Source organism: Variovorax paradoxus NBRC 15149, assembly GCF_001591365.1.
Lineage (GTDB): Bacteria > Pseudomonadota > Gammaproteobacteria > Burkholderiales > Burkholderiaceae_C > Variovorax > Variovorax paradoxus.
This window is the reverse complement of record NZ_BCUT01000007.1, coordinates 645,926-669,131: the sequence shown is the minus strand read 5'-3', so window position 1 is coordinate 669,131 and position 23,206 is coordinate 645,926. Positions and strand designations below refer to the sequence as shown.

General features: G+C 67.2%; 21 protein-coding genes. 4 read left to right on the top strand and 17 right to left on the bottom strand.

Annotated features, from left to right (window positions below):
* Positions 1–27: 27 nt before the first annotated feature.
* Positions 28–786 carry a fumarylacetoacetate hydrolase family protein gene (locus VPA02S_RS28700; RefSeq protein WP_018904478.1) on the top strand — a complete coding sequence of 253 codons (759 nt, stop codon included), beginning with the start codon at positions 28–30 and terminating at the stop codon, positions 784–786.
* Here the strand turns inward: VPA02S_RS28700 and VPA02S_RS28695 are convergent.
* Entirely contained in the window at positions 735–1,697 is a 963-nt protein-coding gene (locus tag VPA02S_RS28695; RefSeq protein WP_018904479.1) for a LysR family transcriptional regulator, read from the bottom strand. The genes VPA02S_RS28700 and VPA02S_RS28695 overlap by 52 nt on opposite strands.
* A gap of 93 nt (positions 1,698–1,790) precedes the next feature.
* Here VPA02S_RS28695 and VPA02S_RS28690 point away from each other — a divergent pair, with 93 nt between their 5' ends.
* Entirely contained in the window at positions 1,791–2,984 is a 1,194-nt protein-coding gene (locus VPA02S_RS28690) for an MFS transporter (RefSeq protein ID WP_018904480.1), read from the top strand.
* Positions 2,985–3,026: 42 nt separating this feature from the next.
* A complete protein-coding gene (locus VPA02S_RS28685) occupies positions 3,027–4,058 on the top strand; it encodes an aldo/keto reductase (protein WP_018904481.1) in 1,032 nt (343 codons plus the stop codon).
* On the opposite strand, the gene VPA02S_RS28680 is transcribed toward VPA02S_RS28685, so the two are convergent.
* Positions 4,025–4,744 carry an FMN-dependent NADH-azoreductase gene (locus tag VPA02S_RS28680; protein WP_018904482.1) on the bottom strand — a complete coding sequence of 240 codons (720 nt, stop codon included), beginning with the start codon at positions 4,742–4,744 and terminating at the stop codon, positions 4,025–4,027. The two genes, VPA02S_RS28685 and VPA02S_RS28680, sit on opposite strands and share 34 nt — an antisense overlap.
* Before the next feature lie 100 nt (positions 4,745–4,844).
* Between VPA02S_RS28680 and VPA02S_RS28675 the strand changes: the two genes are divergently transcribed.
* Entirely contained in the window at positions 4,845–5,765 is a 921-nt protein-coding gene (locus tag VPA02S_RS28675; RefSeq protein WP_018904483.1) for a LysR substrate-binding domain-containing protein, read from the top strand.
* A 319-nt stretch (positions 5,766–6,084) separates the two neighbouring features.
* On the opposite strand, the gene VPA02S_RS28670 is transcribed toward VPA02S_RS28675, so the two are convergent.
* The 15 genes from VPA02S_RS28670 to VPA02S_RS28600 form a co-directional block, all read right to left on the bottom strand.
* On the bottom strand, positions 6,085–6,990 hold the full coding sequence (locus VPA02S_RS28670; RefSeq protein WP_012748016.1) for an SDR family oxidoreductase: 906 nt from the start codon (positions 6,988–6,990) through the stop codon (positions 6,085–6,087).
* Positions 6,991–7,108: 118 nt separating this feature from the next.
* On the bottom strand, positions 7,109–8,047 hold the full coding sequence (locus VPA02S_RS28665; protein ID WP_012748017.1) for a glutathione S-transferase family protein: 939 nt from the start codon (positions 8,045–8,047) through the stop codon (positions 7,109–7,111).
* Positions 8,048–8,079: 32 nt separating this feature from the next.
* Positions 8,080–9,720 (bottom strand): isovaleryl-CoA dehydrogenase, encoded by a 1,641-nt coding sequence (locus VPA02S_RS28660; RefSeq protein ID WP_018904484.1) that lies wholly within the window; start codon positions 9,718–9,720, stop codon positions 8,080–8,082.
* 31 nt (positions 9,721–9,751) lie between these two features.
* Positions 9,752–10,768: an NADP-dependent oxidoreductase gene (locus VPA02S_RS28655; protein WP_018904485.1), complete on the bottom strand. Its 1,017-nt coding sequence runs from the start codon at positions 10,766–10,768 to the stop codon at positions 9,752–9,754.
* 22 nt (positions 10,769–10,790) lie between these two features.
* The gene (locus VPA02S_RS28650; protein WP_012748020.1) at positions 10,791–11,255 is read right to left on the bottom strand and encodes a PaaI family thioesterase; all 465 of its coding nucleotides are present in this window, start codon (positions 11,253–11,255) and stop codon (positions 10,791–10,793) included.
* A 373-nt stretch (positions 11,256–11,628) separates the two neighbouring features.
* Positions 11,629–12,423 carry an SDR family oxidoreductase gene (locus VPA02S_RS28645; RefSeq protein WP_018904486.1) on the bottom strand — a complete coding sequence of 265 codons (795 nt, stop codon included), beginning with the start codon at positions 12,421–12,423 and terminating at the stop codon, positions 11,629–11,631.
* Positions 12,424–12,454: 31 nt separating this feature from the next.
* Positions 12,455–12,757 (bottom strand): Dabb family protein, encoded by a 303-nt coding sequence (locus VPA02S_RS28640; protein ID WP_018904487.1) that lies wholly within the window; start codon positions 12,755–12,757, stop codon positions 12,455–12,457.
* Between the two features lie 22 nt (positions 12,758–12,779).
* A complete protein-coding gene (locus tag VPA02S_RS28635; RefSeq protein ID WP_018904488.1) occupies positions 12,780–13,016 on the bottom strand; it encodes a hypothetical protein in 237 nt (78 codons plus the stop codon).
* Between the two features lie 2 nt (positions 13,017–13,018).
* Positions 13,019–14,926: an acyl-CoA dehydrogenase gene (locus tag VPA02S_RS28630; protein WP_018904489.1), complete on the bottom strand. Its 1,908-nt coding sequence runs from the start codon at positions 14,924–14,926 to the stop codon at positions 13,019–13,021.
* A gap of 136 nt (positions 14,927–15,062) precedes the next feature.
* On the bottom strand, positions 15,063–16,238 hold the full coding sequence (locus VPA02S_RS28625) for an acetyl-CoA C-acyltransferase (protein ID WP_012748025.1): 1,176 nt from the start codon (positions 16,236–16,238) through the stop codon (positions 15,063–15,065).
* A 43-nt stretch (positions 16,239–16,281) separates the two neighbouring features.
* Positions 16,282–17,757, bottom strand: a complete 1,476-nt coding sequence (locus tag VPA02S_RS28620; RefSeq protein ID WP_018904490.1) for a M20 family peptidase — start codon at positions 17,755–17,757, stop codon at positions 16,282–16,284.
* 22 nt (positions 17,758–17,779) lie between these two features.
* Entirely contained in the window at positions 17,780–19,885 is a 2,106-nt protein-coding gene (locus VPA02S_RS28615) for a 3-hydroxyacyl-CoA dehydrogenase NAD-binding domain-containing protein (RefSeq protein WP_018904491.1), read from the bottom strand.
* Positions 19,886–20,037: 152 nt separating this feature from the next.
* On the bottom strand, positions 20,038–20,733 hold the full coding sequence (locus VPA02S_RS28610) for an ABC transporter ATP-binding protein (RefSeq protein ID WP_018904492.1): 696 nt from the start codon (positions 20,731–20,733) through the stop codon (positions 20,038–20,040).
* Between the two features lie 367 nt (positions 20,734–21,100).
* Entirely contained in the window at positions 21,101–21,877 is a 777-nt protein-coding gene (locus VPA02S_RS28605) for an ABC transporter ATP-binding protein (RefSeq protein ID WP_018904493.1), read from the bottom strand.
* The gene (locus VPA02S_RS28600) at positions 21,877–23,205 is read right to left on the bottom strand and encodes a branched-chain amino acid ABC transporter permease (RefSeq protein ID WP_018904494.1); all 1,329 of its coding nucleotides are present in this window, start codon (positions 23,203–23,205) and stop codon (positions 21,877–21,879) included. The genes VPA02S_RS28605 and VPA02S_RS28600 overlap by 1 nt, the downstream gene beginning before the upstream one ends.
* Position 23,206 lies beyond the last annotated feature (1 nt).

Here is a 23,206-nt window from a genome sequence, read left to right as displayed (position 1 = left end):
AAGACAATCCAACCCATGACCCCTTCAATGACAGCCCTCGCCAACGCCCTGATCCAGGCCCGCCAAAGCAACCAGACGCTCGATGCCACGCCCTGGCTCAACACGCTGGAGACAGCCGACCAGGCCTATGAAGTGCAGGACGCCGTCGCTTCGGCGCTGGCCTGGTTCGGCGGCCAGACCGTGCCCCGTTATTGGAAATCCGGCGGCGCCTCGCGCAGCGCCACGCTCACGCATGCGCCGCTGCCCCCGGCCGGCGTGCGCACGGGCCCGGCGGATTTCGGCGACATGGCCTTTCACGTACCCGGCATCGAGGCCGAGATCGCGCTGCGCCTCGGGCAGGACGTGACGCCCGCCATGGCCGCGAAGCTCGACCACGGCGATGCCGCTTCGCTCATCGATGCCATGTCCGTCTCGGTGGAAATCGTCGATTCGCGCTGGCAGGACCTGGCCGCCACGCCCGCCCTGCTGCGCCTGGCCGATTCGCAGGTGCACGGCGCGCTCGCCATCGGCGAGTGGCAGCCCTATGCGGCGGTCGACTGGGCTTCGCAGCGCTGCGAAACAAAAGTCGGCAGTGCCGAAACCGTGGTGCGCGAAGGCACCCATCCGCTGGCCGATCCGGCGTGGCTGCTGCCGGCCTGGCTGCGCCACGTCACGCGGCACGGGCAGACCGCACCGGCCGGCACCGTCGTCACCACCGGCTCATGGATCGGCATCGTGCCCTGCCGCCGCGGCGATCAGGTGGCGGTGGAGTTCGCGGGCATCGGCGCGCTGCGCTTGAGCGTGTAGCGCCCTCCTCCCACGCCCGAGTACGCCACCAGGAAGTCGAGCACCGCGCGCACGCGCGCTGGCAGCGTGCCGGCCTTGCCGATGTACACCGCATGGATCGGCTCCACCTCGCCGGGGTTGAATTCCTCGAGCAGCGGCACCAGCCGGCCGGCATCGATGTCGTGCTGGACGTGGTACAGCGACAACCGCGCCACGCCCGCGCCGGCAATGGCCAGCTGGCGCAGGGTTTCGCCGTCGCCCGCGCGCACCGGCCCGGCCACGGGCACCGCAATCATTCGTCCATCCACGCGCAGGGGCCAGTCGGGCGTATTGCGGCGGTAGCTCCAGCCCAGCCGGTTGTGCGCCTCCAGCTCCTGCGGCGTGCGCGGCGTGCCGTACTTCTCAAGATAGCCCGACGAGGCCACGATGGACTGGCTGGTCTCGCCCAGGCGCCGCGCCACCAGGTCGGACGGCGGCAACTGGCCCCAGCGGATCGCGATGTCGGCGCGCTCGTCCATCAGGTCGACGATGCGGTCGGTCAGCGCAATGTCCAGCGTGATCTGCGGATGCAGCTCGAGCAGGCGCGGCACCAGCGGCACCAGCTTGTGGTGCCCGAAGGACACGCTCGCGTTGATGCTCACGCGCCCGCGCGGCGCAGCACCCGCGGCGGCGCAGCGCTCGGCCTCGTCCATGTCGGCCAGCACGCGCGTGCTGCGCTCGTAGAAATGCAGGCCTTCGGGCGTGAGCTGCAGCTTGCGCGTGGAGCGGTACACCAGCTGGATGCCCAGCCGCAGCTCGAGCCGCGCGACGAGCTTGCTCACGGCCGAGGGTGTCATGTCGAGCAGCCGCGCCGCCGCGGAAAACCCGCCGGCTTCGACCACCTGCACGAAGGCTTCCATTTCGCCGGAGCGGTTGACGTCGATGCGCGGCATAGGCGTTTCCTTGTCTGTGACTTCAATTCACAAGTGCGTGTAGCAGCGGCATTCTAGTCATCAAGGCCGGATGCCCGCACAGTACAGGACATCATGCCAATCGCTCTACTCGCCCTTACCGCCGGTGCCTTCGGAATAGGCACCACCGAATTCGTCATCATGGGCCTGCTGATGCAGGTCTCGGCGGATCTGCACGTCTCCATCACGGCCGCCGGCCTGCTGATCTCGGGCTATGCGCTCGGGGTGGCCGTGGGCGCGCCGATCCTGACCATCGCCACCCGCAAGCTGCCGCGCAAGACCGTGCTGCTCGCGCTGATGGCGATCTTCACGCTCGGCAACCTGGCCTGTGCGCTCGCGCCCAGCTACGAGCTGCTGATGGCCGCGCGCGTGGTCACCTCGCTCGCGCACGGCACCTTCTTCGGCGTCGGCTCGGTCGTGGCGACCGGGCTGGTGGCGCCGGAACGGCGCGCCTCGGCCATCGCCATCATGTTCACCGGCCTCACGGCCGCCACGCTGCTGGGCGTGCCGGCCGGTGCCTGGCTCGGGCTGCACTACGGCTGGCGCGCCACCTTCTGGGCGGTAACGCTGATCGGCGTGCTGGCCTTTGCGGTGCTTGCCGTGTTCGTGCCCCGCGTCAAGGGCGAAGCCAGGCCGGCGCCGCTGCGCGAGGAGCTCGCGGTGCTCGCACGGCCGCAGGTGCTGCTCGGCCTGGCGATGACGGTGCTGGGCTTTGCGGGCGTGTTCGTGGTGTTCACCTACATCCAGCCCTTGCTGACGCAGGTCACGGGCCTGTCCGAATCGGCGGTGTCGCCGATCCTGCTGGTGTTCGGCGGCGGCCTGGCCGTGGGCAACATCCTCGGCGGCAGGCTGGCCGACAGGTCGACCATGCCGGCCGTGCTCGGCACGCTGGTGGCGCTGGCCGCGGTGCTCGGTGCGATGCAGTTCACCATCGGAACGCCGTTCACGGCGGTGGTGTTCGTGGGCCTGCTCGGCATCGCTTCGTTTGCCACCGTGGCGCCGATGCAGCTGCGCGTGCTCGAGAAGGCCTCGGGCGCGGGCCAGAACCTGGCGTCGAGCCTCAACATCGCGGCCTTCAACCTGGGCAATGCGCTCGGCGCCTGGGTGGGCGGCGTGGTCATCGACCATGGCCCGGGCCTGCGCGCACTCGGCTGGGTGGCCGCGCTGCTCACGCTCGCCGGGCTGGCGATCGCGCTCTGGAGCCGTGCGCTCGACCGGCGCGAAGGCGGCAATGCCGGGGCGGCCGATTGCGCGTCGGCCCGGGCCTGAACTCTCCATTCTTTTTTTCAACGACCACAAAGACACGACATCATGGAACAACGCTTTCTCGGCCGCTCCGGCTTCAAGGTTCCCGCACTCGGCTTCGGCGCCGGCACTTTCGGCGGACAGGGCCCGCTCTTCAGCGCCTGGGGCAACACCGACGTGGAGGGCGCACGCAGCATCGTCGACCTGGCGCTGGACGCCGGCGTGACGCTGTTCGACACGGCCGACGTGTATTCGAACGGCGCGTCGGAATCGATCCTCGGCGCCGCGCTCAAGGGCCGGCGCGACAAGGCCATCATCTCGACCAAGCTCGCGCTGCGCGCCGGCGACGGGCCGAACGACGTCGGCGCCTCGCGCCACCACCTGATCGCCGCGACCGATGCCGCGCTCAAGCGCCTGGGCACCGACTACATCGACATCCTGCAGCTGCACGCCTTCGACGCGATGACGCCGGTCGAGATGGTGCTCGACACGCTCGACGACCTGGTGCGCGCGGGCAAGGTGCGGCTGATCGGCGCGTCGAACTTCTCGGGCTGGCAGCTGATGAAATCGCTCTCGGCCTCCGACCGGCTCGGGCTGCAGCGCTTCGTGGCCAACCAGACCTACTACTCGCTGATCGGACGCGACTACGAATTCGAGCTGATGCCGCTGGGCCTGGACCAGGGCCTGGGCGCCATCGTCTGGAGCCCGCTCGGCTGGGGCCGCCTGACCGGCAAGGTTCGCCGCGGCCAGCCGCTGCCCGCCGGAAGCCGCCTGCATGAAACCGCCGGCTTCGCGCCGCCGGTGGACGACGAGCGCCTGTACCGCGTGGTCGATGCGATGGACCAGGTGGCCGAAGAGACCGGCAAGACCTTGCCGCAGATCGCGCTCAACTGGCTGCTGCAGCGGCCCACCGTGTCGAGCGTGCTGATCGGTGCGCGCAACGAGGAGCAGCTCAAGCAGAACCTCGGCGCGCTCGGCTGGCAGCTCAGCGCGGACCAGATCCAGCGGCTCGATGCGGCCAGCGCAGTGACGCCGCCCTACCCTTACTACCCGTACTGGAACGGTCAGTTCGCCGAGCGCAGCCCGGTGGCGGTGTGAGCTGAGCGCGGCTCGGCTGCGAGCCGGTCCACCAGGCCGTCGACCTTCCGCTCCGCCTGCCGCAGCGACTCGGCCAGCTGCTCGCCGCCGAACTCGTCGCACTCCACCGCGGCCTCGAACACCTCGGTGATGCCGATGTAGCCGAACACCGAGCGCACCGTGCGCTCGGCATGGTTCAGGTGCGCGATGCGCCCACCCGGGTCGTAGCCGTGGTCGCCGCGCGCGCCCAGCAGCACCATGCGCTTGCCCGCGTCGGCGAGCATCGGCCAGTACGGCACCGCGCCGCGCGCACGGTCGAAGCCGAAGGTGCGGCCCACGCGCACGATGTTGTCGATCCAGGCCTTGAACTGCGCGGGCACGCTGAAGTTGTACATCGGCAGGCCCACCACGATCAGGTCGGCGGCCACGAGCTGGTCGACCAGCCGGTCGCTCTCGGCCAGCGCCTCGGCCATCCAGGGCTCGCGCTCGGCGGGCACGGTGAAGGCGGCATGGATCCAGCGGGCATCGACATGCGCAGGCGGATGCTGGCCCACGTCGAGGTAGTCGACGCGGTCGTCCGGCCGCGCCTCGCGCCAGCGCTCGACAAAACGCGCGGACAACCGGCGCGTGTGCGAGCCATGGGGATCGATGCCGGAGCGGCCCGGACGGGCACTGGCGTCGATGTGAAGAAGGTTCATTGTGTTCATGGATGAATTTCCCTGTTCTGTCTTGCGCTGCCACAATGGCGGCGCAGGTCCTGAATCTAGAGACACACACGACCTCCGACAAACGATCATTTCTCCATCGATGAACGAGATTGGCTCATCCGTGCGGCGCCCCCGGCGCCTGCCGCCCCTGCTCTCCCTGCGGGCCTTCGAAGCGGCGGCCGCGCACCTGAGCTTCCAGCGCGCGGCGCTCGAGCTTTCGGTGACGCCCTCGGCCATCAGCCACCAGGTGCGCGCGCTCGAAGACACACTGGGCCGGCCGCTGTTCCGCCGGCTCACGCGGCAGCTCGCGCTGACGCCCGCGGGCGAGCGACTGTTCGACGACCTGCGCGCCGGCTTCGACGCGCTCGAAGCCGGCGTCGAAAGGCTGCGCCAGCCGTCGGCCCCGCAGGCCGTCACGCTCACCACCAACACCGCCTTCGCGGCCCGCTGGGTGCTGCCGCGCATGGTGGCCTTTCGCAAGGCCTGCCCGGGCATCGAGCTGCGGCTGCATGCGAGCGACACGCTGGTCGACCTGGCGCGCGGCGGCGCCGACATTGCCGTGCGGTCAGGCAGCGGCAACTGGCCGGGCCTGGTGTCGCGCGAACTGATGCCCGAGCGCTACGCCCCGCTGTGCAGCCCGATGCTGGGCCTGAAGCGCGCGGCCGATCTGCCGAAGCACGAGCTGATCCATTGCGACTGGCAGCCCGGCGCAGCGGCGCCCGCGCTGTGGCCGCGGTGGTTCAAGGAAGCCGGCATCGCGCCGCCGCGCGGCCGGTCGATGAAGGCCGCGGGTCTGTCGTTCTCGGACGAAACCCACGCCATCCTTGCCGCGCTCGCGGGCCACGGCGTGGCGCTGCTGAGCCTCACGCTCGCAGCCGAGGAACTGCGCAGCGGCGCGCTCGTGCAGCCCTTCGGACCGGCGCTCGACACGGGCAGCTACTTTCTCGCGGTGGCCGCCGGGCATGAGGGCGAGCCTGCAGTGCGCACTGTATGGGAGTGGATTGCTTCGCAGGCTGCCTGAGGGTTGGCGCAAGGCCGCTGTTCAGGGTGCGCTCCCGCCGACGGGGTACGCGGCGAAGCGAATGTCCCCCGGCCTTCGGCCTCCTCCTTAATTTCGCTGCGCAAGGCACCCCATCGACGGGAGCGTTATGCGGAGCGGTCGTTGATCAGCGATACACAACGAGCGTGCCCAGTGCACAGGGCATCGGGTGCTCCCCGCAGCGAAATCAAGGAGGAGGCCGCAGGCCGGGGGACATTCGCGGAGGGGAGTACCCGGTGGCCTGTGCACGCGCCCTGAACAAAAACAACAGCGCCAAGAAACACAGCGCCCTGAACAAAGCTCACCCCGCCCGCAGCTGCTCCCGCAACTTCTGCCCGATCTCCGGCCGCTCGAGGAACGGGTCGGCCGGATTCTTGACCGCCACGATGTTCTCCATGCGGCTCCTCACGTTGCCCAGCGCCTTTGGATGGCTGAACACGTAGAACTGGTTGTCGCTGATCGCGTCGAACACCTTCGCCGCCACTTCGGCCGCCGTGATCTTGCCGCTGCTCACCGCCTTGTTGCTCATGGCCTGGCCGATCAGCTGGCTCTTGGTGAGCTCGGTTTCCTTGGGCGCGTTCGGGCGGTTGCGCTCGCTGCTCGTGATGCCGGTCGGCACGAAGTACGGGCACAGGAGGCTCGCGCCGATCTGGTCGGTGACCAGCGTCAGGTCCTGGTACAGCGTCTCGGTCAGGCTCACCACCGCGGCTTTCGCTGCGTTGTAGATGCCCATGTTGGGCGGTGTGAGCAAGCCCGCCATGCTGGCCGTGTTGGTGATGTGGCCGCGGTAGGCCGGGTCCTTGGCGGCGGCCTCGAGCATCATCGGCGTGAACAGGCGCACGCCGTGGATCACGCCCCACAGGTCCACGCCCAGCACCCACTCCCAGTCGGCCACGGTGTTCTCCCACACCAGGCCGCCCGCGCCCACGCCGGCGTTGTTGAACACGAAGTGCGGCGCGCCGAAGCGCTCCTTCACCGCAAGGGCCAGGGCTTCCATCTGCGCGGCGTCCGACACGTCGACCTTGCGCGCCAGCACCTGCGCGCCGGCGGCTTCCATCTCGGCGCGGGCCTTGTCGAGCGCGTCCTGCTGCACGTCGACCAGCACGAGGTTCATGCCGCGCGCAGCCCCGATGCGCGCGCACTCGAGGCCGAAGCCCGAACCCGCGCCGGTGAGCACGGCCGTCTTGCCCTTGAAGTCCTGAATCATTTGCCGGTGTCCTTCTTGCGTTGAATGTCTCTGACTGAGCTTGGAGCCGCTATTGAAATACGGAACGCGCCGCGGCGCAGTCACGAAGGTGCCCCATGCCGGCGCTTCTGCTTCTTCTTCAGGCCTCTGCTTTCTTCAGCACATAGCCGATGCGCGGGAAGTGCACGTGCACCGTGCCCACGCGCTCGTGGCTGCGCTCCAGCGTGTAGTGCGTGCGCGTGGCGGCCACCAGCGTGCCGGGGGTTTCCTCCAGGCCGAAGCTCTCGGCGCGAATTGTGACCGCGGTGCCCAGCGCAATGCCGTGGTCGTCCTGGAAGGTGCTGTCTGTCAGCAGCGTGTGCGGCGTGCCGGCCTTGGCGATGGCGATGGCTTCGTCCGAGCTGGATTTTTCGATGCTGCCGTGGCCGATGGCGGCCATGCGGTCCATCCAGTCGACGACCGCGGGCGTGAGGTCGAGGATGCCGCGCACCGAGTCGATGCGGCGCGTGTACCAGAGCGGGTGGTAGACCGAGAAGTCGGCAATGCACGGCACCTCGCCCAGCAGGTAGGGCTTGTCGTCGAGCATGTCGGACAGGCGGCGCAGGTACGACTTGTAGGCGCTGGTAGCGTCGGCCGGGCGCAGCCGCGTCATGTTGCCGGTGCTCATCTTTGCGCGGTCTTCGCCGAAGGCCTTGGCGGCTTCGGGCGGCGCCTTGGCAAACAGCTCGGCCGCGCCGCGGGGCTGCATGCTCCAGGCCATGGCGGCCCAGAACAGCGTGGTGTCGGCCCACTGCGCGAGGATGCGCGACATGCCTTTTTCGGGCTCGGGGTAGAGCGTGGCTTCGGGCTGCAGGTGCTCGAGCACGTCGGCGATCAGTGCGCTGTCGCAGTAGATGTCGGCGCCGATCTGCAGGAACGGCGTCTTGCGGTAGCCGCCCGTGAGCACCTCCACGTCGGGCTTGGGCATGACGGGCGGAATGAGCACGGACTTCCACGCCAGCTTCTTGGCGCCAAGGATGAGCCGCACCTTCTCGGAGAACGGCGAGGTGTTGTAGTGGTGCAGGATGAGTTCGGCCATGTGCTGGTTTCCCGTGGATGAAATGTTGGAGCTCAGCGCGGCTGCGCGCGCTCGATGATCGAATCGAAATCGGTGCCCGCGCCCAGCGTGCCGAAGGCATTGCCCCAGTCGCCGCCCAGCCGCGATGCGCAGAAGGCGCCCACGACGGCCGGTGGCGCGGTCTGTGCGAGCAATGCCGCCTGCACCGCCAGGGCCACGTCCTGCGCGAGGCGGCGCGCCTCGGTCTCGGAAGCCATGGCCTCGATGCGGGCCGGCAGCGCATCGGCCAGGCGGTCGAGCGCCGCATGCTGGCCGCGCGCGGGCGCCAGCTCCTTGGCCAATGCGGCCACGGCATCGCCCTTGCGCAGGCCGCGCAGCAGGTCGAGCGCCATGATGTTGCCGGCGCCTTCCCAGATCGAGTTGAGCGGCATCTCGCGGTAGATGCGCGCCATGATGCCTTCGCCGCCCTCTTCCACATAGCCGTTGCCGCCCAGGCATTCCATGGCTTCCTGGGCGAAGTGGCTGCCGCGCTTGCAGATCCAGAACTTGGCGACCGGCGTGAGCAGGCGCGCCATCAGGCGCTCGTGCTCGTCGGCCTGCTGGTCGAAGGCGCGCGCGAGGCGAATGGCCAGCGCGGTGGAGGCCTCGCTTTCGAGCGCGAGGTCGGCCAGCACGTTCTTCATGAGCGGCTGCCCGATCAGCGGCTTGCCGAAGGCCATGCGCTGGCTCGCATGGTTGAGCGCGATGCCGAGCGCCTGCCGCATCAGGCCGCTGGTGCCCAGCGCGCAGTCGAGCCGGGTCATGGTGCCCATCTCGAGGATCTGCGGAATGCCGCGGCCCTCTTCGCCCACGAGCCAGGCGCTGGCGCCGTGGAACTCGACCTCGGAGCTCGCATTGGCCTTGTTGCCGAGCTTGTCCTTCAGGCGCTGGATGTGGATGGCGTTGCGGCTCCCGTCGGGCAGCACGCGCGGCAGGAAGAAGCAGCTCAGGCCGGCTGGCGCCTGCGCGAGCACCAGGAAGGCGTCGCACATCGGCGCCGAGAAGAACCACTTGTGGCCGGTGATCGCGTAGCGCTCGCCCCAGTCGTCGCTGCCGTCGCGCACGGCTTGCGTGGTGTTGGCGCGCACGTCGGAGCCGCCCTGCTTCTCGGTCATGCCCATGCCCATGGTCAGGCCGGGCTTGTCCTTGAACGAAGCGAGCGCCGGGTCGTACCAGAGGCTGCCGAGCTTCGGGCCCCAGTCGGCATACACGGCAGCATTGCTTCGCAGCGCCGGCGTGGCGGCGTAGGTCATCGAGACCGGGCAAAGGATCGATGGCTCCAGCTCGGTGAAGAGCATGAAGCCGGCCGCGCGCAGCACGTGCGGCGAGGCCGAAGTGCCCGTCCAGGGCGTGCCGTGCAGGCCTGCGCCCACCGCGGCGGCCATGAGCACGTGATAGCTCGGATGGAACTCCACCTCGTCGATGCGCCGGCCGAAGCGGTCGTGCGTGTGCAGTTCGGGCGGATGGGTGTTGGCGAGCCGCGCATGCGCCTGCATTTCGGCCGAGCCGATGGTTGCGCCCAGCTCGCTCAGCTGCGCGAGCTGAAGCGATGGCGCATTGAACTTCAACGCATCGCGCAGGGGCCGGTTGGTTTCGAAGAGGTTGTAGCCCACCAGCGGCTCGGGCTGGTTGAACACCTCGTGCGTCGTTTCCATAACCGGCCTCCTTGCCGTGCGTTCAGCTCATTCAGATCAGCTTGACGAGCTGCTTGCCGAAATTCTTGCCCTTGAGCAAACCCAGGAAGGCCTCAGGGGCAGCCGCTATGCCTTGCGCCACCGACTCGCGCGGCCTGAGCTTGCCGCTGGCCACCAGCGCACCGAGCTCGGCCAGCGCCTCGGGCCACACTTCCATGTGCTCGCTCACGATGAAGCCTTCGATCTTCATGCGGTTGATGAGGATCAGCGCCGGGTTCGCGAGCGGCAGCGGCTGGCCGTCGTAGCCCGCGATCATTCCGCACAGCGCCACGCGCGAGAAGGCATTGGCGCGCAGCAGCACGGCGTCGAAGATGTAGCCGCCCACGTTCTCGAAATAGCCGTCGATGCCGTTAGGGCAGGCTTCCTTGAGCGCGGCGCTCATGCTCTTGGCGTCGGGGTGCTGGCGGTAGTCGATGCAGGCATCGAAGCCGAGCTCGTCGGTCACGTACTTGCACTTGTCCGGCCCGCCCGCAATGCCCACCACGCGGCAGCCGCGCGCCTTGGCCAATGCACCGAAGGCGCTGCCGACCGCTCCGCTGGCGGCCGTGACCACCATCGTCTCGCCGGCCTTCGGCGCAATGATCTTCACGAGGCCGTACCAGGCCGTGACGCCCGGCATGCCGACCGCGCCGAGGTAGTGCGACAGCGGCACCTGCGTGGTGTCGACCTTCTTGAGCGCGCCGGGCTGCGAGGCATCGACCACGCTGTATTCCTGCCAGCCGCCGAAGCCCACCACCTTGTCGCCGACGGCGTACTTGGGGTGCTTGCTCTCGACCACTTCGCCGGCCGTGCCGCCCTGCATGACCTGGCCCAGCGGCTGCGGCTGGGCGTAGCTCTTGGAGTCGTTCATGCGACCGCGCATGTAGGGGTCGAGGCTCATGTAGTGGTGGCGCACCAGCACCTGGTTGTCCTTGAGCGCGGGCGTCTCGGCGGTCACGAGCTTGAAGTTGCCGGCAGCGGCTTCGCCGTCCGGGCGGTTGTCGAGGTGGATCTGTTTGTTCGCAGGCATGAGTGTCTCCGGGGAAATGAAATTAATCGGTAGAAGGCGGGCGCATCGCGTTGGCGCTCGCGGGGCCTGTGGGCAGCCGGCGCTTCACGTACTTGAAGGTGCCGGTGGCGTGCGCGCACACGCGCTCCAGTTCGTCGTAGATCTTGGCCTCGGTGAAGGCCAGCGTGGCGGTGCGGTGGATCAGCGTGCCGCGCGCATGCAGCGGCCCGACCGAGGGCTGCATGAAGCTGGTCTTCATCTCGATGGTGACCACGCCGGTCTCTGGCGCCACGCTGCGTGCGGCGGCCGCCATGGTGATGTCGAGCAGCGTCATGCAGGCACCGCCGTGCGTCACGTCGAAGGTGTTGAGATGTTCGGGCTTGGCGGTGTAGATGATCTCGGACTCGCCGCCCTCGAACTTGGTGAGCTCGAAGCCCAGGTGCCGCGCGAACGGGATCTGGCTCGTGTAGGAGAGGATGTTGATGTCGGTGGAATCGGGGGAAGGCATCTCAGTTTTCTCTGCGTTCTGTGTTTTGTCCGGGGCACTTTTTGTTCGGAGCGTTGTGTTTCTTGGCGCTGTTGTCCAGGGCACGTGCCCAGGCCACCGGGTACTCCCCTCCGCGAATGTCCCCCGGCCTGCGGCCTCCTCCTTGATTTCGCTGCGGGGAGCACCCGATGCCCTGTGCACCAGGGCACGTTGCCGGTATTCCGCCGATCAACAGCCGCTCTGTCCAACGCTCACGTCGATGGGGTGCCTTGCGCAGCGAAATTAAGGGGGAGGCCGCAGGCCGGAGGACATTCGCGGAGCAAGGTACCCCGTCGGCGGGAGCGCGCCCCGAATGCCTTACGACCCGGCAGATCAAAGCGCGCGCCCTCATCTGCTAGGCCCCGAGCACCACGCTCACACCACCATCCACCGCCAGCCATTGGCCGGTAATGTGCTTGCCCGCATCGCTCGCATACAGCAGCGTCAAGCCTTTCAGGTCTTCCTCATCGCCAAGCCGTCCGAGCGGCGCATGCGAGGCCATCTTTTCCTCGCCCAGCGACTTGATCAGCCCCGCCGCCATCTTGGTCATGAAGAAGCCCGGGCAGATCGCGTTCACGTTGATGTTGTACTTGCCCCATTCCGCCGCCAGCGTGCGCGTGAAGCCGATCACTGCGGTCTTCGAAGTGTTGTAGGCCAGCGTCTGCATCTCGGGCGGGTTGCCGTTGAGGCCCGCGATCGAGGCGATGTTGATGATGCGGCCCGTCTTCTTCGGGATCATGTAGCCGTTGGCCACATGCTGCGACAGGATGAAATAGCCGCGCACATTGAGGTTCATCACCTTGTCCCAGGCCTCGACCGGATGGCTCTCGGCCGGCGCGCCCCAGCTGGCGCCCGCGTTGTTCACGAGGATGTCGATCGCGCCCATGCGCTGCAGCGTCTCGTCGGCCAGGCGGCGCGTGTCTTCTTCCTTCGAGCAGTCAGCGGCGATCCAGCGCGCGTCGATGCCGGCCGATTGCAGCTCGGCCGCGGCCTGCTCCAGGTCGTCGGCCTTGCGCGAGCTCAGCATGATCTTCGCACCGGCCTCGCCCAGCGCATGCGCCATCTGCAGGCCCAGGCCGCGCGAGCCGCCGGTGATGAGGGCGGTCTTGCCGCTGAGGTCGAACAGTTTTTGGATGGTGCGGGCGGTCATGGGAAGGTCTCCGTTGTTCGGTTTGGATTGTTCAGGCGATGTAGTCCATGCACTGGCGCGCTTCGCGCACCGCGCCGATGAAGGGCTTCAGCGCCACGTGCTGCGGATGGTCCGCATAGGCCGCGAGCGCGGCCGCGTCGGTGAATTCCGAATACAGGACCAGGTCGCAGGTCGCTTCGAGCCCGGGCTGGGCAGCGGTCACCTCGAAACGCAAGGTGCCGGGCGACAGCCTGGCGCAAGCGTCGAGCAGCGCCTTGGCCTTCAGCAGGTTGGTCGCCTTGTCGGCGCCTTCGGCATGTTCCTTGAACTTCCACATCACGATGTGCTTGAGCATGGTCTGCCTTTCCTTGGCCTCGTTATTTGTCGCCCAGGCGCGAGCGCACGTAAATGAGCACAAAGCCCACCAGCGCGACCACGGCGCCGGGCACGGCCATCGACCACCCCAGCGCCGGCTCGGTGCGGCCCGTGGCAATGCCGAGGATCACGAGAAACAGGCCACCGTAGATCAGGATCCAGATCCACTTCTCGAGCCGCGCATGCGGCTTTGGCGGCTTGACGGGGGTGGGCGTGTTGTTGGGAGCGGCGTTGGCCATTGTCAAAAAGCGTCCTCGGGCAATGCGGTACAGGTAGGGTCGCGGCTCTCGACCACGTTGAGCCAGGCACCGATTTTCGGTAGCTCGTAGTGGAAGAAGTAGTCCGTGGCGCCTATCTTGCCAGCTGTTACCGCCCTCGCCTTGTCCGCATCGATCTCCAGCGCCCGCCGCGCCACGTCCAGCCAGATCCAGGCCAGCACGGTGTGGCCGAAGGCCTGCATGTAGGGCACGGCGTTGGCCAGCGCGTCGGCCGGATCGCCGGTGGACCAGGCCGCCTGGGTGGCGCTGCCTATGCGCTGCCATGCGGCGTCCAGCGCCCTGGCGTGCGCCGCGAGCGCGGGCACCTTGGCGGCATGGCCGATGGTCTCGGCGATGCGCCCGCCCAGCAGCTGCAGGCCGCGGCCCTTTTCCATCAGCACCTTGCGGCCCAGCAGGTCGGCCGCCTGGATGCCGTGCGTGCCCTCGTGGATCATGTTCAGGCGGTTGTCGCGCCAGTACTGCTCCACCGGAAAATCGCGCGTGTAGCCGTAGCCGCCATGCACCTGGATGGCCAGCGAATTGGCTTCCAGGCACCACTCGCTGGGCCAGCTCTTGGCAATGGGCGTGAGCACCTCCAGCAAGAGGCGCGCGTCGTCGGCGGCCTGCGCGTTGCCGGTCTTCTGCTCGTCGACCAGCCGCGCGCAGTACAGCTCCAGCGCCAGCGCGCCTTCGCAGTACGCCTTCTGCGCAAGCAGCATGCGGCGCACGTCGGCGTGCTCGATGATGCGCACCTGCGGGCTGGCCGAGTCCTTGGCGACTGCCGTGCCGGGCTGCTCCGCCTTCTTCACGAGCCGGCCCTGCGGCCGCGTCTTCGCATAGTCGAGCGAGGCGTGGTAGCCGGCCATGCCCAGCATGGTGGCGGCCGTGCCGACGCCGATGCGCGCCTCGTTCATCATGTGGAACATGCAGTGCAGGCCCTTGCCGGGCTCGCCGACCAGGTAGCCCACCGCGCCCGCCTTGCCATCGACCGGGTACTTGCCCTCGCCGAAGTTCAGCAGCGTGTTGGTGGTGCCGCGCCAGCCGAGCTTGTGGTTGAGGCCGGCGAGCGCCACGTCGTTCCTGCTGCCCAGCGTGACCTTCACGCTGCCGGCCTCCCCCTCTCCCGCTTGCGGGAGAGGGCCGGGGTGAGGGTTCTCCACGTTCACCAGCCACTTCGGCACGATGAACAGCGAAATCCCGCGCGTGCCCGGCACCAGCTTGCCGTTCGCGTCGGGAATCTTGGCGAGCACGATGTGCACGATGTTCTCGGTGAGCTCATGGTCGCCCGCCGAGATCCACATCTTGTTGCCCGTGAGCCGATAGCGCGGCCCGAGCGGATCGCCCTGGTAGCCGTCGCCGTCGGGCACGGCGCGCGTGGCCACGTCGCTCAGCGACGAGCCGGCCTGCGGCTCGGACAGGCACATGGTGCCGGCCCAGCGGCCCGAGAACTCGTTCTTGGCGAACACTTCCTTCTGCATCTCGGTGCCGTGCACCATCAGCAGGTTGGCGTTGCCGCTCGTGAGCATGTTCGAGCCGATGCTGACCGACGCCATCGCAAAGAAGCTGTTGGCCGCGGCCTGCAGCGTGTAGGGCAGCTGCATGCCGCCGATGTCGTAGTCCTGCGCCGCGCTCATCATCCCCGATTCGACAAAGGCCTTGTGCGCGTCATGCGTGGCCTGCGGCAGCACGACCTTCTCGCCGTCGAAGTGCGGCTCCTGCGTGTCGACGATGCGATTGGCCGGCGCGTACTTTTCGCGCGCAATGCGCTCGCAGGTGTCGAGCACCGCATCGAAGGTCTCGCGCGAATGGTCCGAGAAACGCTCGCGCTGGCTCAGCGATTCCGCATCGAGCCAGTCGTAAAGCAGGAAGTCGAGGGTGGGACGCAGGCTCATGATCGATCTCGGTGTGAATGGGTGCGCGGGTTCTGCGCCAGAAACACCGCGGAACCGGCTCCGCCGGGCCGCCGGTGTTGCCCCGGGAAGGGGGTTGGCGGAGGCGACACGAAGTGCGCCGCCGATTAGGGGAGAGTCAAAGCACTTCAAACACGCCGGCCGCGCCCATGCCGCCGCCGATGCACATCGTGACCAGCACCTTCTTGGCGCCGCGGCGCTTGCCTTCGATGAGCGCGTGGCCCGTGAGGCGCTGGCCGCTCACGCCGTAGGGGTGGCCCACGGCAATGGCGCCGCCGTCCACGTTCAGGCGGTCGCCCGGAATGCCGAGCTTGTCGCGGCAGTAGATCACCTGCACCGCGAAGGCTTCGTTCAGTTCCCACAGGTCGATGTCGTTGACCGTGAGGCCCAGGCGCTTGAGCACCTTCGGGATCGCGAACACCGGGCCGATACCCATCTCGTCGGGCTCGCAGCCGGCCACCGCAAAGCCGAGGAAACGGCCGAGCGGCTTCAAGCCCTTCTGCTGCGCGTATTTTTCGTCGACCACCACGCAGGCGCCGCCGCCGTCGGAGAACTGGCTCGCGTTGCCGGCCGAGATCAGGCCGCCGGGCATCGCCGAACGGATGCCGCTGATGCCTTCCTTGGTGGTGCCGGGGCGAATGCCTTCGTCGTTCTCGATCGTCACTTCCTTGGTGCGCAGGCCCATCACCGGATCGGCCACGCCGGCCAGCACCGTGATCGGTGCGATCTCGTCCTTGAATCGGCCGGCCTCGAGCGCAGCCGTGGCCTTCTGCTGGCTGGCGGCGCCGTATTCGTCCATGGCGTCGCGGCCGATGTTGTAGCGCTTGGCGACCTGCTCGGCCGTCTGCAGCATGTTCCAGTAGATCTCGGGCTTGTGCTTCACGAGCCAGGGGTCGGCCAGCATGTGCTTGTTGGCTTCGTTCTGCACGCAGGAGATGCTCTCCACGCCGCCGGCCACGTACACCTCGCCCTCGCCCGCGATGATGCGCTGCGCCGCGGTGGCGATGGTCTGCAGGCCCGACGAGCAGAAGCGGTTGATCGTCATGCCCGAAGTGGTCACCGGGCAGCCGGCGCGCAGCGCGATCTGGCGTGCGATGTTGGAGCCGGTCGCGCCCTCGGGCGTGGCGCAGCCCATGATCACGTCGTCGACTTCGGCGGCTTCGATGCCGGCGCGCGCAATGGCGTGCTGCACGGCATGGCCGCCGAGCGTGGCGCCGTGCGTCATGTTGAAGGCACCCTTCCAGCTCTTCGCGAGCGGCGTGCGGGCGGTGGAAACGATGACGGCGCTGGTCATGGTGAGGTCCTTTGAAGATGGAAGGGAAAGAGGGTTGTGGTGGTCATTGCGCCGGCGCGGCGTTGCCGTTGCGCAGGAGCTGGTGATAGAAGCCGATCATCTCGCCGTAGTTGGCGATGGAGACGCGCTCGTTGTTGCCATGGAAGCGCGCAAGGTCCTCGCCCTTCATGCGCAGCGGCGAGAAGCGGAAGACCGCGTCGCTCACGAGGCTGAAGTGGCGCGAATCGGTGGCCGCCGTCATGAGGCCGGGCGCCACCACCACATCGGGAAACGACTGGCGCACCGCCTGCTGGATCGCGCGGTAGCCGGTGCTGTCGGTCGGCGACACGGGCGACGGCTCCGAGTTGCCGGGATAGCGCTTGATCTTGATCTCGTCGTTGCCCAGGCTCTTGCGCAGGTGGGCTTCCACGCTGTCGATACTGTCGCCCGGCAGGATGCGGAAGTTGACCGCCGCCTCGGCGCGGCCAGGCAGCACGTTGTCCTTGTTGCCGGCGCGCACGATGGTGAGCGCCGTGGTCGTGCGCAGCATCGCGTTGCTGCTCGGGCTTTTTTCGAGCTGGCCGCGCACCAGCGGTTCGGTGAGCCACAGGTTGGAGAGCATGACGCGGTTCACGCCGCTCATCTCGGGCGCAAGCGCGCCGAACATCTGCGCGGCCACGCCCTTGATGCCGCCGGGCATCGGGCTGGCCTCGAGCCGCGCGAGCGCCGCACTCATGCTGCCGATGGCGCTGTGCTGCGGCGGCATCGACGAATGGCCCGGCGCAGTATCGAGCGAGAGAAAGAAGGTCCCGTAGCCCTTCTCCGCCAGGCCGATGAGCGCCGCGGGCCTGGAAAGACCCGGCAGCACGCCGTCGAGGATCAAGAGGCCCTCGTCGAGCACCCAATCGAGCCGCACGTTGCGCGACTTGAGCAGTTCGGCAATCGGCTGCGCACCGCGCAGGCCGCTCACCTCCTCGTCGTCGCCCATCACGAGGTAGACGGTCTGCCTCGGCTGGAAGCCGCTCGCAACCAGCAGCTCGATGGCTTCCATCTGCGCGAACAGGTTGCTCTTGTTGTCGAGCGTGCCGCGGCCCCAGACGAAGCCGTCCCTGATCTCGCCCGCGAAGGGGTCGACCGTCCAGGCCTTCTCGGTACCCGGGGCAATAGGCACCATGTCCTGGTGCGCCATGAGCGCAATGGGCTTGGCCTGCGGATCGCTGCCGGCCCATGTGTAGAGCAGCGCCCTGTTGCCGACCACTTCCTTCTTGAGGGTGGCGTGGAGCTTGGGGAACTGCTGCGCGAGGTAGGCATGCAGCTTGTCGAACTCGGCCAGGTTCGCGGCCGGGTCGTCCAGGGCCGACACCGTGCGGAACGTGATCGCGGTGGACAGCCGCTTCGCGGCCGCCTGCAGGTCGATGTCCAGCTTGGGTGCGGGCGCCACCGCCAGCTGCTGCGATGGCGTGGTCCAGGTCTTGACCGCCACGGCCGCCACCAGTGCCAGAAGCACCAGCAGCAGCCCGAGAAAGATGCGTTTCAACATGGGCGGCCGGAGTCCTTCGCGATCAGCTGAACTGCTTGCCTTCGGCCACCAGCTTCTGGATCAGCGGCGCGGGCTGCCAGAACTCGGCGTCGTCGCGCGGGTTCTTGGCAAAGCGCTTCATGGTTTCGGCCACGTTGTACAGGCCCACCTGCGACGCGTAGTGCATCGGGCCGCCGCGCCAGACCGGGAAGCCGTAGCCGGTGAGGTACACCATGTCGATGTCGCCCGACTTCGAGGCAATGCCGTCCTCCAGGATGTGCGCGCCTTCGTTGACCAGCGCATACACCAGGCGCTGCACGATCTCTTCATCGGAAATCTTGCGCGGCGTGATACCCAGTTCCTTGCGGTGGTCCTCGATCATCTTGTTGACCAGTTCCGAGGGAATCGCATCGCGCTTGCCGGCCTGGTAGTCGTACCACCCTGCCCCGGTCTTCTGGCCGAAGCGGCCCAGTTCGCAGAGCTTGTCGGCCGTGCGGCTGTACTTCATGTCCGGATGTTCCACGGCGCGCCGCTTGCGGATGGCCCAGCCGATGTCGTTGCCAGCCAAGTCGCCCATGCGGAACGGGCCCATCGCAAAGCCGAACTTCTCGACGGCCTTGTCGACCTGCTGCGGCGTGGCGCCCTCGTCCAGCAGGAAGCCGGCCTGGCGCGAGTACTGCTCGATCATGCGGTTGCCGATGAAGCCGTCGCACACGCCCGAGACCACGGCCGTCTTCTTGATCTTCTTGCCAATGTCCATCACCGTGGCCAGCACGTCCTTGGATGTGGCCTTGCCGCGCACCACTTCGAGCAGCTTCATCACGTTGGCCGGGCTGAAGAAGTGCATGCCGACCACGTCCTGCGGGCGCTGGGTGAAGGCTGCGATCTTGTCGACGTCGAGCGTCGAGGTGTTGGAAGCCAGGATCGCGCCCTTCTTCGCCACGCGGTCGAGCTCCTTGAACACCTTCTCCTTCACGCCGAGTTCCTCGAACACGGCTTCGATGATCAGGTCGGCATCCTTCAGGTCGTTGTAGTCGAGCGTGGTGCTCAACAGCGCCATGCGCTGCTCGTACTTGTCCTGCTTGAGCTTGCCCTTCTTGACCTGCGATTCGTAGTTCTTCTTGATGGTGGCAATGCCGCGATCGAGCGCTTCCTGCTTCATCTCGAGAATCTTCACGGGAATGCCCGCGTTCAGGAAGTTCATCGAGATGCCGCCGCCCATGGTGCCGGCGCCGATCACGCCCACCGACTTGATCTCGCGCTTGGGCGTGTCCTCGGGCACGTCTGGAATCTTGGAGGCCGCGCGCTCGGCCATGAACAGGTGGCGCAGCGCCAGCGATTCGGGCGTGAACATCAGTGCGGTGAAGATCCGGCGCTCCTCGGCCATGCCTTCGTCGAACTTCATCTTGGTGGCAGCCTGAACGGCGTCGACGCACTTGAGCGGCGCCGGGTAGTTCTTCGACATGCCGCCGACCATGTTCTTCGCGAACTGGAAGTAGGCATCGCCCTGCGGGTGCTTGCACGGCAGGTTGCGCACCAGCGGCAGCGCGTCGCCGGTCTTGCCCGCCACGCTCTTGGCGAATGCAAGGGCTTCCTCGAACACCGATTCGGGCGAGGCCGCGAGCTTGTCGAACAGCTTCTGGCCCGGCAGGCCGGCGAGCAGTTCGCTCTTGACGGGCTCGCCGCTCACGATCATGTTGAGCGCGGTTTCCACGCCCAGCACGCGCGGCAGGCGCTGCGTGCCGCCGGCGCCGGGAATCAGGCCCAGCTTGACCTCGGGCAGCGCAATGCTGGTGCCGGGCGCCGCCACGCGGTAGTGGCAGCCGAGCGCCAGCTCGAGGCCGCCGCCCATGCACACCGAGTGGATCGCCGCGACGATCGGCTTGGGCGAAGCCTCGAGCGCAAGGATCACGCTCAGCAGGTTGGGCTCCTGCAGCGCCTTGGGCGTGCCGAATTCCTTGATGTCCGCACCGCCCGAGAACGCCTTGCCGGCGCCGGTGATGACGATGGCCTTGACGGCGTCGTCGGCATTGGCCTTCGCGAGCCCATCGGTGATGCCGATGCGGGTCGAGAAACCGAGACCGTTGACCGGAGGGTTGGTCAGTGTGATCACGGCGACATCGCCGAGCACTTTGTATTCAGCCGTCATGCTGCGTTCCTTGGTGTGTGAAGAAAAAGAAGAAAAAGCACGAGTGTTCTTTTTCGGGAGATTCTAGGCGTTTGGCGCAGCGCAACAATGGCACGCAGTCGCTGTTGGGACAAGGGGATCCGGGGCGCGGCCCGGATCCCCGGAGGGCTTCTTCAGACCTCGAGCCACTCTTTGCGAGTGGTTGCGTCCGCACGCAGGCTGTCGGGCGTGCCGTCGAACACGATGCTGCCGTGGCCCATGACGAGCGCGCGGTCGGAGATCTGCATCGCGATGGTCAGCTTCTGCTCGATCAGCAGCACCGAGATGCCCTTGTCCTTGAGCGTCTTCAGGTACTGCCCCACCAGCTCGACGATCTTGGGCGCAAGGCCTTCGGTGGGCTCGTCGATGATGATCAGGTCAGGGTCGCCCATCAGCGTGCGGCACAGCGTGAGCATCTGCTGCTCGCCGCCCGAGAGCACGCCGGCCTCGGTGTGCTGGCGCTCCTTGAGGCGCGGGAACATGCCGTACATGTCGTCGAAGGACCAGCGGCTGCCCTTGCCCGAGCCCTTCTGGCCCAGGAGCAGGTTCTGGTGCACCGTGAGCTTGGGAAAGATGTCGCGGTTCTCGGGCACGTAGCCGATGCCCAGGTGGGCGATCTCGTAGGCCTTCCTGCGCAGGATGTCCTGGTCTTTCCAGCGCAGCGTACCCTCGGCATGCACCAGGCCCATGATGGCCTTGGCGGTGGTCGAGCGGCCCGAGCCGTTGCGGCCCAGCAGCGCGACGATCTCGCCGGCGCCCACGTTGAAGGAAACGCCATGCAGCACATGGCTCTTGCCGTAGTAGGCGTGGATGTCGTGAAGCTTCAGCATGTCAATGGCTCCGCGGCGTGTTGTTGTGTTGCGGGTTGCTTGTGTTCTTGGCGTTGTTGTTCTGGGCGCTCTTGTCCAGGGCGCGTGCACAGGCCACCGGGTACTCCCCTCCGCGAATGTCCCCCGCCTTCGGCTCCTCCTTTATTTCGCTGCGGGGAGCACCCGATGCCCTGTGCACGCTGGGCGCAGCGCTTGTGCCGGTCGATCAACAACCGCTCTGTCCAACGCTCCCGTCGATGGGGTGCCTTGCGCAGCGAAATCAAGGGGGAGGCCGCAGGCCGGAGGACATTCGCGGAGCAAGGTGCCCCGTCGGCGGGAGCGCGCCCCGAACGGCGAACAACGCAATGCAAAGAAAAGCAGGAATTCATCAATGCCCCGCCCCCTGCGCATCGGCAACGGAAGACCCCAGATACGCCTCCTGAACCCGCGCATTGGCGCGAACGGCAGCCGGCGTGTCGAAGGCAATGACCTCGCCATATACCACCACCGCGATCTTGTCGGCCAGCCCGAAGACCACGCCCATGTCGTGCTCCACCGTCAGCAGCGTCTTGCCGACCGTCACGTGCTTGATGAGCGAGATGAAGTGCGCCGTCTCGGTCTTGCTCATGCCCGCCGTGGGCTCGTCCAGAAGAATCACACCGGCGCCGCCCGCAATGGTCACGCCGATCTCGAGCGCGCGCTGCTCCGCATAGGTGAGGTTCACCGCATGCACGTCGCGCTTGCGCTGCAGGCCGATCTGCTTGATGAGCTCTTCGGTGCGCGCGTTGGCGTCGTCCAGGTTCGAGAGAAAGCGCAGGAAGGTGTAGCGGTAGCCCAGGCTCCACAGCACGCCGCAGCGCAGGTTCTCGAACACGCTGAGCTTTGGGAAGATGTTGGTGATCTGGAAGCTGCGCGACAGGCCCAGCCGGTTGATCTCGTAGGGCTTCTTGCCGTCGATGCGCTCGCCGTTCAGCAGCACCTCGCCGCTCGTGGGTGCGAGCCGTCCGCTGATCAGGTTGAACAGCGTCGACTTGCCCGCTCCGTTGGGGCCGATGATGGCCACGCGTTCCCCGGCCTTCACGGCCAGGTCCACGCCGCGGATGATTTCGGTCTTGCCGAAATTCTTGCGCAGCGACTTCAGTTCCAGTGCATATTGCGCGCTCATTACGCAGCCTCCCGGCGCTTGATTTCTGCTTCGATCTCTTCCTGCGCCTGGCCCCAGACACGCACGAAGCGCCGGCGCGCCACCTCCAGCGCAGCCAGGCCCACGGCCAGGATCGCGGCGGCGCCGAGCCAGCTTGCCGCAGAGGATGTATCGATCGCCACGCCGAAGTAGTTCAGGTTGGGTCCGAGCGCCGCATTGAGCTGGATGTGATAGATCATCTCGATCAGCGCGGCGGCGCCCACCACCACCGGCACCAGTGCCACCGCGAGCGCGACGTACAGCAGCCAGAAGCGGCCGAACTTGCCGAACCTGGCAACCCGCAGGTTCATCATCACCAGGCTGGCGATGCCGCCGGGCGCGAACATCACCATGAACACGAACACCAGGCCGAAGTAGAGCTGCCAGGCCTTGGAGAGCTCCGACAGCAGGATCGAGGCGAACACCAGCAGCACCGCGCCGATGATCGGCCCGAAGAAGAACACCGCGCCGCCCAGGAAGGTGAACAGCAGGTAGCCGCCCGAGCGGATGGCGCTCAGGCTGTCGGCCGCGTTCACGATCTCGAAGTTGATCGACGCCAGCCCGCCGCCGATGCCTGCGAAGAAGCCCGCGATGATGAAGGCGAAGTAGCGCACGCGCTGCGTGTTGTAGCCGATGAACTCCACGCGCTCCGGGTTGTCGCGCACCGCATTCAGCATGCGCCCGAGCGGCGTGCCGGTGAAGGCATACATGAGCGCGGTGCAGACGAAGCAGTAGGCGGCGATCAGGTAGTACACCTGGATCTGCGGGCCGAAGTTGAAGCCGAAGAAGCTCGGCCCGTACACGCGGTTGGTGGTGATGCCGCCCTCGCCGCCGAAGAAGCTCGGGAACATCAGCGCCATGGAGGCCACCAGCTCGCCGATGCCCAGCGTGATCATCGCGAAGGTGGTGCCCGACTTCTTCGTCGTGACGAAGCCCAGCAGGATGGCAAAGAACATGCCGGCCAGGCCCCCCACCAGCGGAATGGCCACCAGCGGAATCTGCAGCCCGCCCTTCTCGCCCATGTTCATCGCATGGATCGCAAGGAAGGAACCGAGCCCGACATACACGGCATGCCCGAAGCTCAGCATGCCGCCCTGCCCCAGCAGGATGTTGTAGCTCAGGCAGATGATGATCAGGTAGCCCATCTGCGAGAGCATGGTGAGCGCCAGGCTGCTCTTGAACAGCATCGGCGAGACGATCAGCACGATCGCGAACAGCGACCAGATCAGGAAGCGCCCGATGTTCCAGGGCTTGAAGCGGTAGTACTGCGTGGTGGTGGTCGCAGTGGTCGTGGTGGTTGTGCTTGTCATG

Bases quoted from the DNA above. Each gene is read 5' to 3' on its own strand.
- VPA02S_RS28605 (WP_018904493.1), bottom strand. From the start codon at position 21,877: ATGAGCGCGCAATATGCACTGGAACTGAAGTCGCTGCGCAAGAATTTC.
- VPA02S_RS28625 (WP_012748025.1), bottom strand. From the start codon at position 16,238: ATGACCAGCGCCGTCATCGTTTCCACCGCCCGCACGCCGCTCGCGAAG.
- VPA02S_RS28600 (WP_018904494.1), bottom strand. From the start codon at position 23,205: ATGACAAGCACAACCACCACGACCACTGCGACCACCACCACGCAGTAC.
- VPA02S_RS28685 (WP_018904481.1), top strand. From the start codon at position 3,027: ATGGAACAACGCTTTCTCGGCCGCTCCGGCTTCAAGGTTCCCGCACTC.
- VPA02S_RS28670 (WP_012748016.1), bottom strand. From the start codon at position 6,990: ATGATTCAGGACTTCAAGGGCAAGACGGCCGTGCTCACCGGCGCGGGT.
- VPA02S_RS28680 (WP_018904482.1), bottom strand. From the start codon at position 4,744: ATGAACACAATGAACCTTCTTCACATCGACGCCAGTGCCCGTCCGGGC.
- VPA02S_RS28700 (WP_018904478.1), top strand. From the start codon at position 28: ATGACAGCCCTCGCCAACGCCCTGATCCAGGCCCGCCAAAGCAACCAG.
- VPA02S_RS28690 (WP_018904480.1), top strand. From the start codon at position 1,791: ATGCCAATCGCTCTACTCGCCCTTACCGCCGGTGCCTTCGGAATAGGC.
- VPA02S_RS28615 (WP_018904491.1), bottom strand. From the start codon at position 19,885: ATGACGGCTGAATACAAAGTGCTCGGCGATGTCGCCGTGATCACACTG.
- VPA02S_RS28665 (WP_012748017.1), bottom strand. From the start codon at position 8,047: ATGGCCGAACTCATCCTGCACCACTACAACACCTCGCCGTTCTCCGAG.
- VPA02S_RS28675 (WP_018904483.1), top strand. From the start codon at position 4,845: ATGAACGAGATTGGCTCATCCGTGCGGCGCCCCCGGCGCCTGCCGCCC.
- VPA02S_RS28610 (WP_018904492.1), bottom strand. From the start codon at position 20,733: ATGCTGAAGCTTCACGACATCCACGCCTACTACGGCAAGAGCCATGTG.
- VPA02S_RS28660 (WP_018904484.1), bottom strand. From the start codon at position 9,720: ATGGAAACGACGCACGAGGTGTTCAACCAGCCCGAGCCGCTGGTGGGC.
- VPA02S_RS28635 (WP_018904488.1), bottom strand. From the start codon at position 13,016: ATGGCCAACGCCGCTCCCAACAACACGCCCACCCCCGTCAAGCCGCCA.
- VPA02S_RS28620 (WP_018904490.1), bottom strand. From the start codon at position 17,757: ATGTTGAAACGCATCTTTCTCGGGCTGCTGCTGGTGCTTCTGGCACTG.
- VPA02S_RS28640 (WP_018904487.1), bottom strand. From the start codon at position 12,757: ATGCTCAAGCACATCGTGATGTGGAAGTTCAAGGAACATGCCGAAGGC.
- VPA02S_RS28650 (WP_012748020.1), bottom strand. From the start codon at position 11,255: ATGCCTTCCCCCGATTCCACCGACATCAACATCCTCTCCTACACGAGC.
- VPA02S_RS28645 (WP_018904486.1), bottom strand. From the start codon at position 12,423: ATGACCGCCCGCACCATCCAAAAACTGTTCGACCTCAGCGGCAAGACC.
- VPA02S_RS28630 (WP_018904489.1), bottom strand. From the start codon at position 14,926: ATGAGCCTGCGTCCCACCCTCGACTTCCTGCTTTACGACTGGCTCGAT.
- VPA02S_RS28655 (WP_018904485.1), bottom strand. From the start codon at position 10,768: ATGCCTGCGAACAAACAGATCCACCTCGACAACCGCCCGGACGGCGAA.
- VPA02S_RS28695 (WP_018904479.1), bottom strand. From the start codon at position 1,697: ATGCCGCGCATCGACGTCAACCGCTCCGGCGAAATGGAAGCCTTCGTG.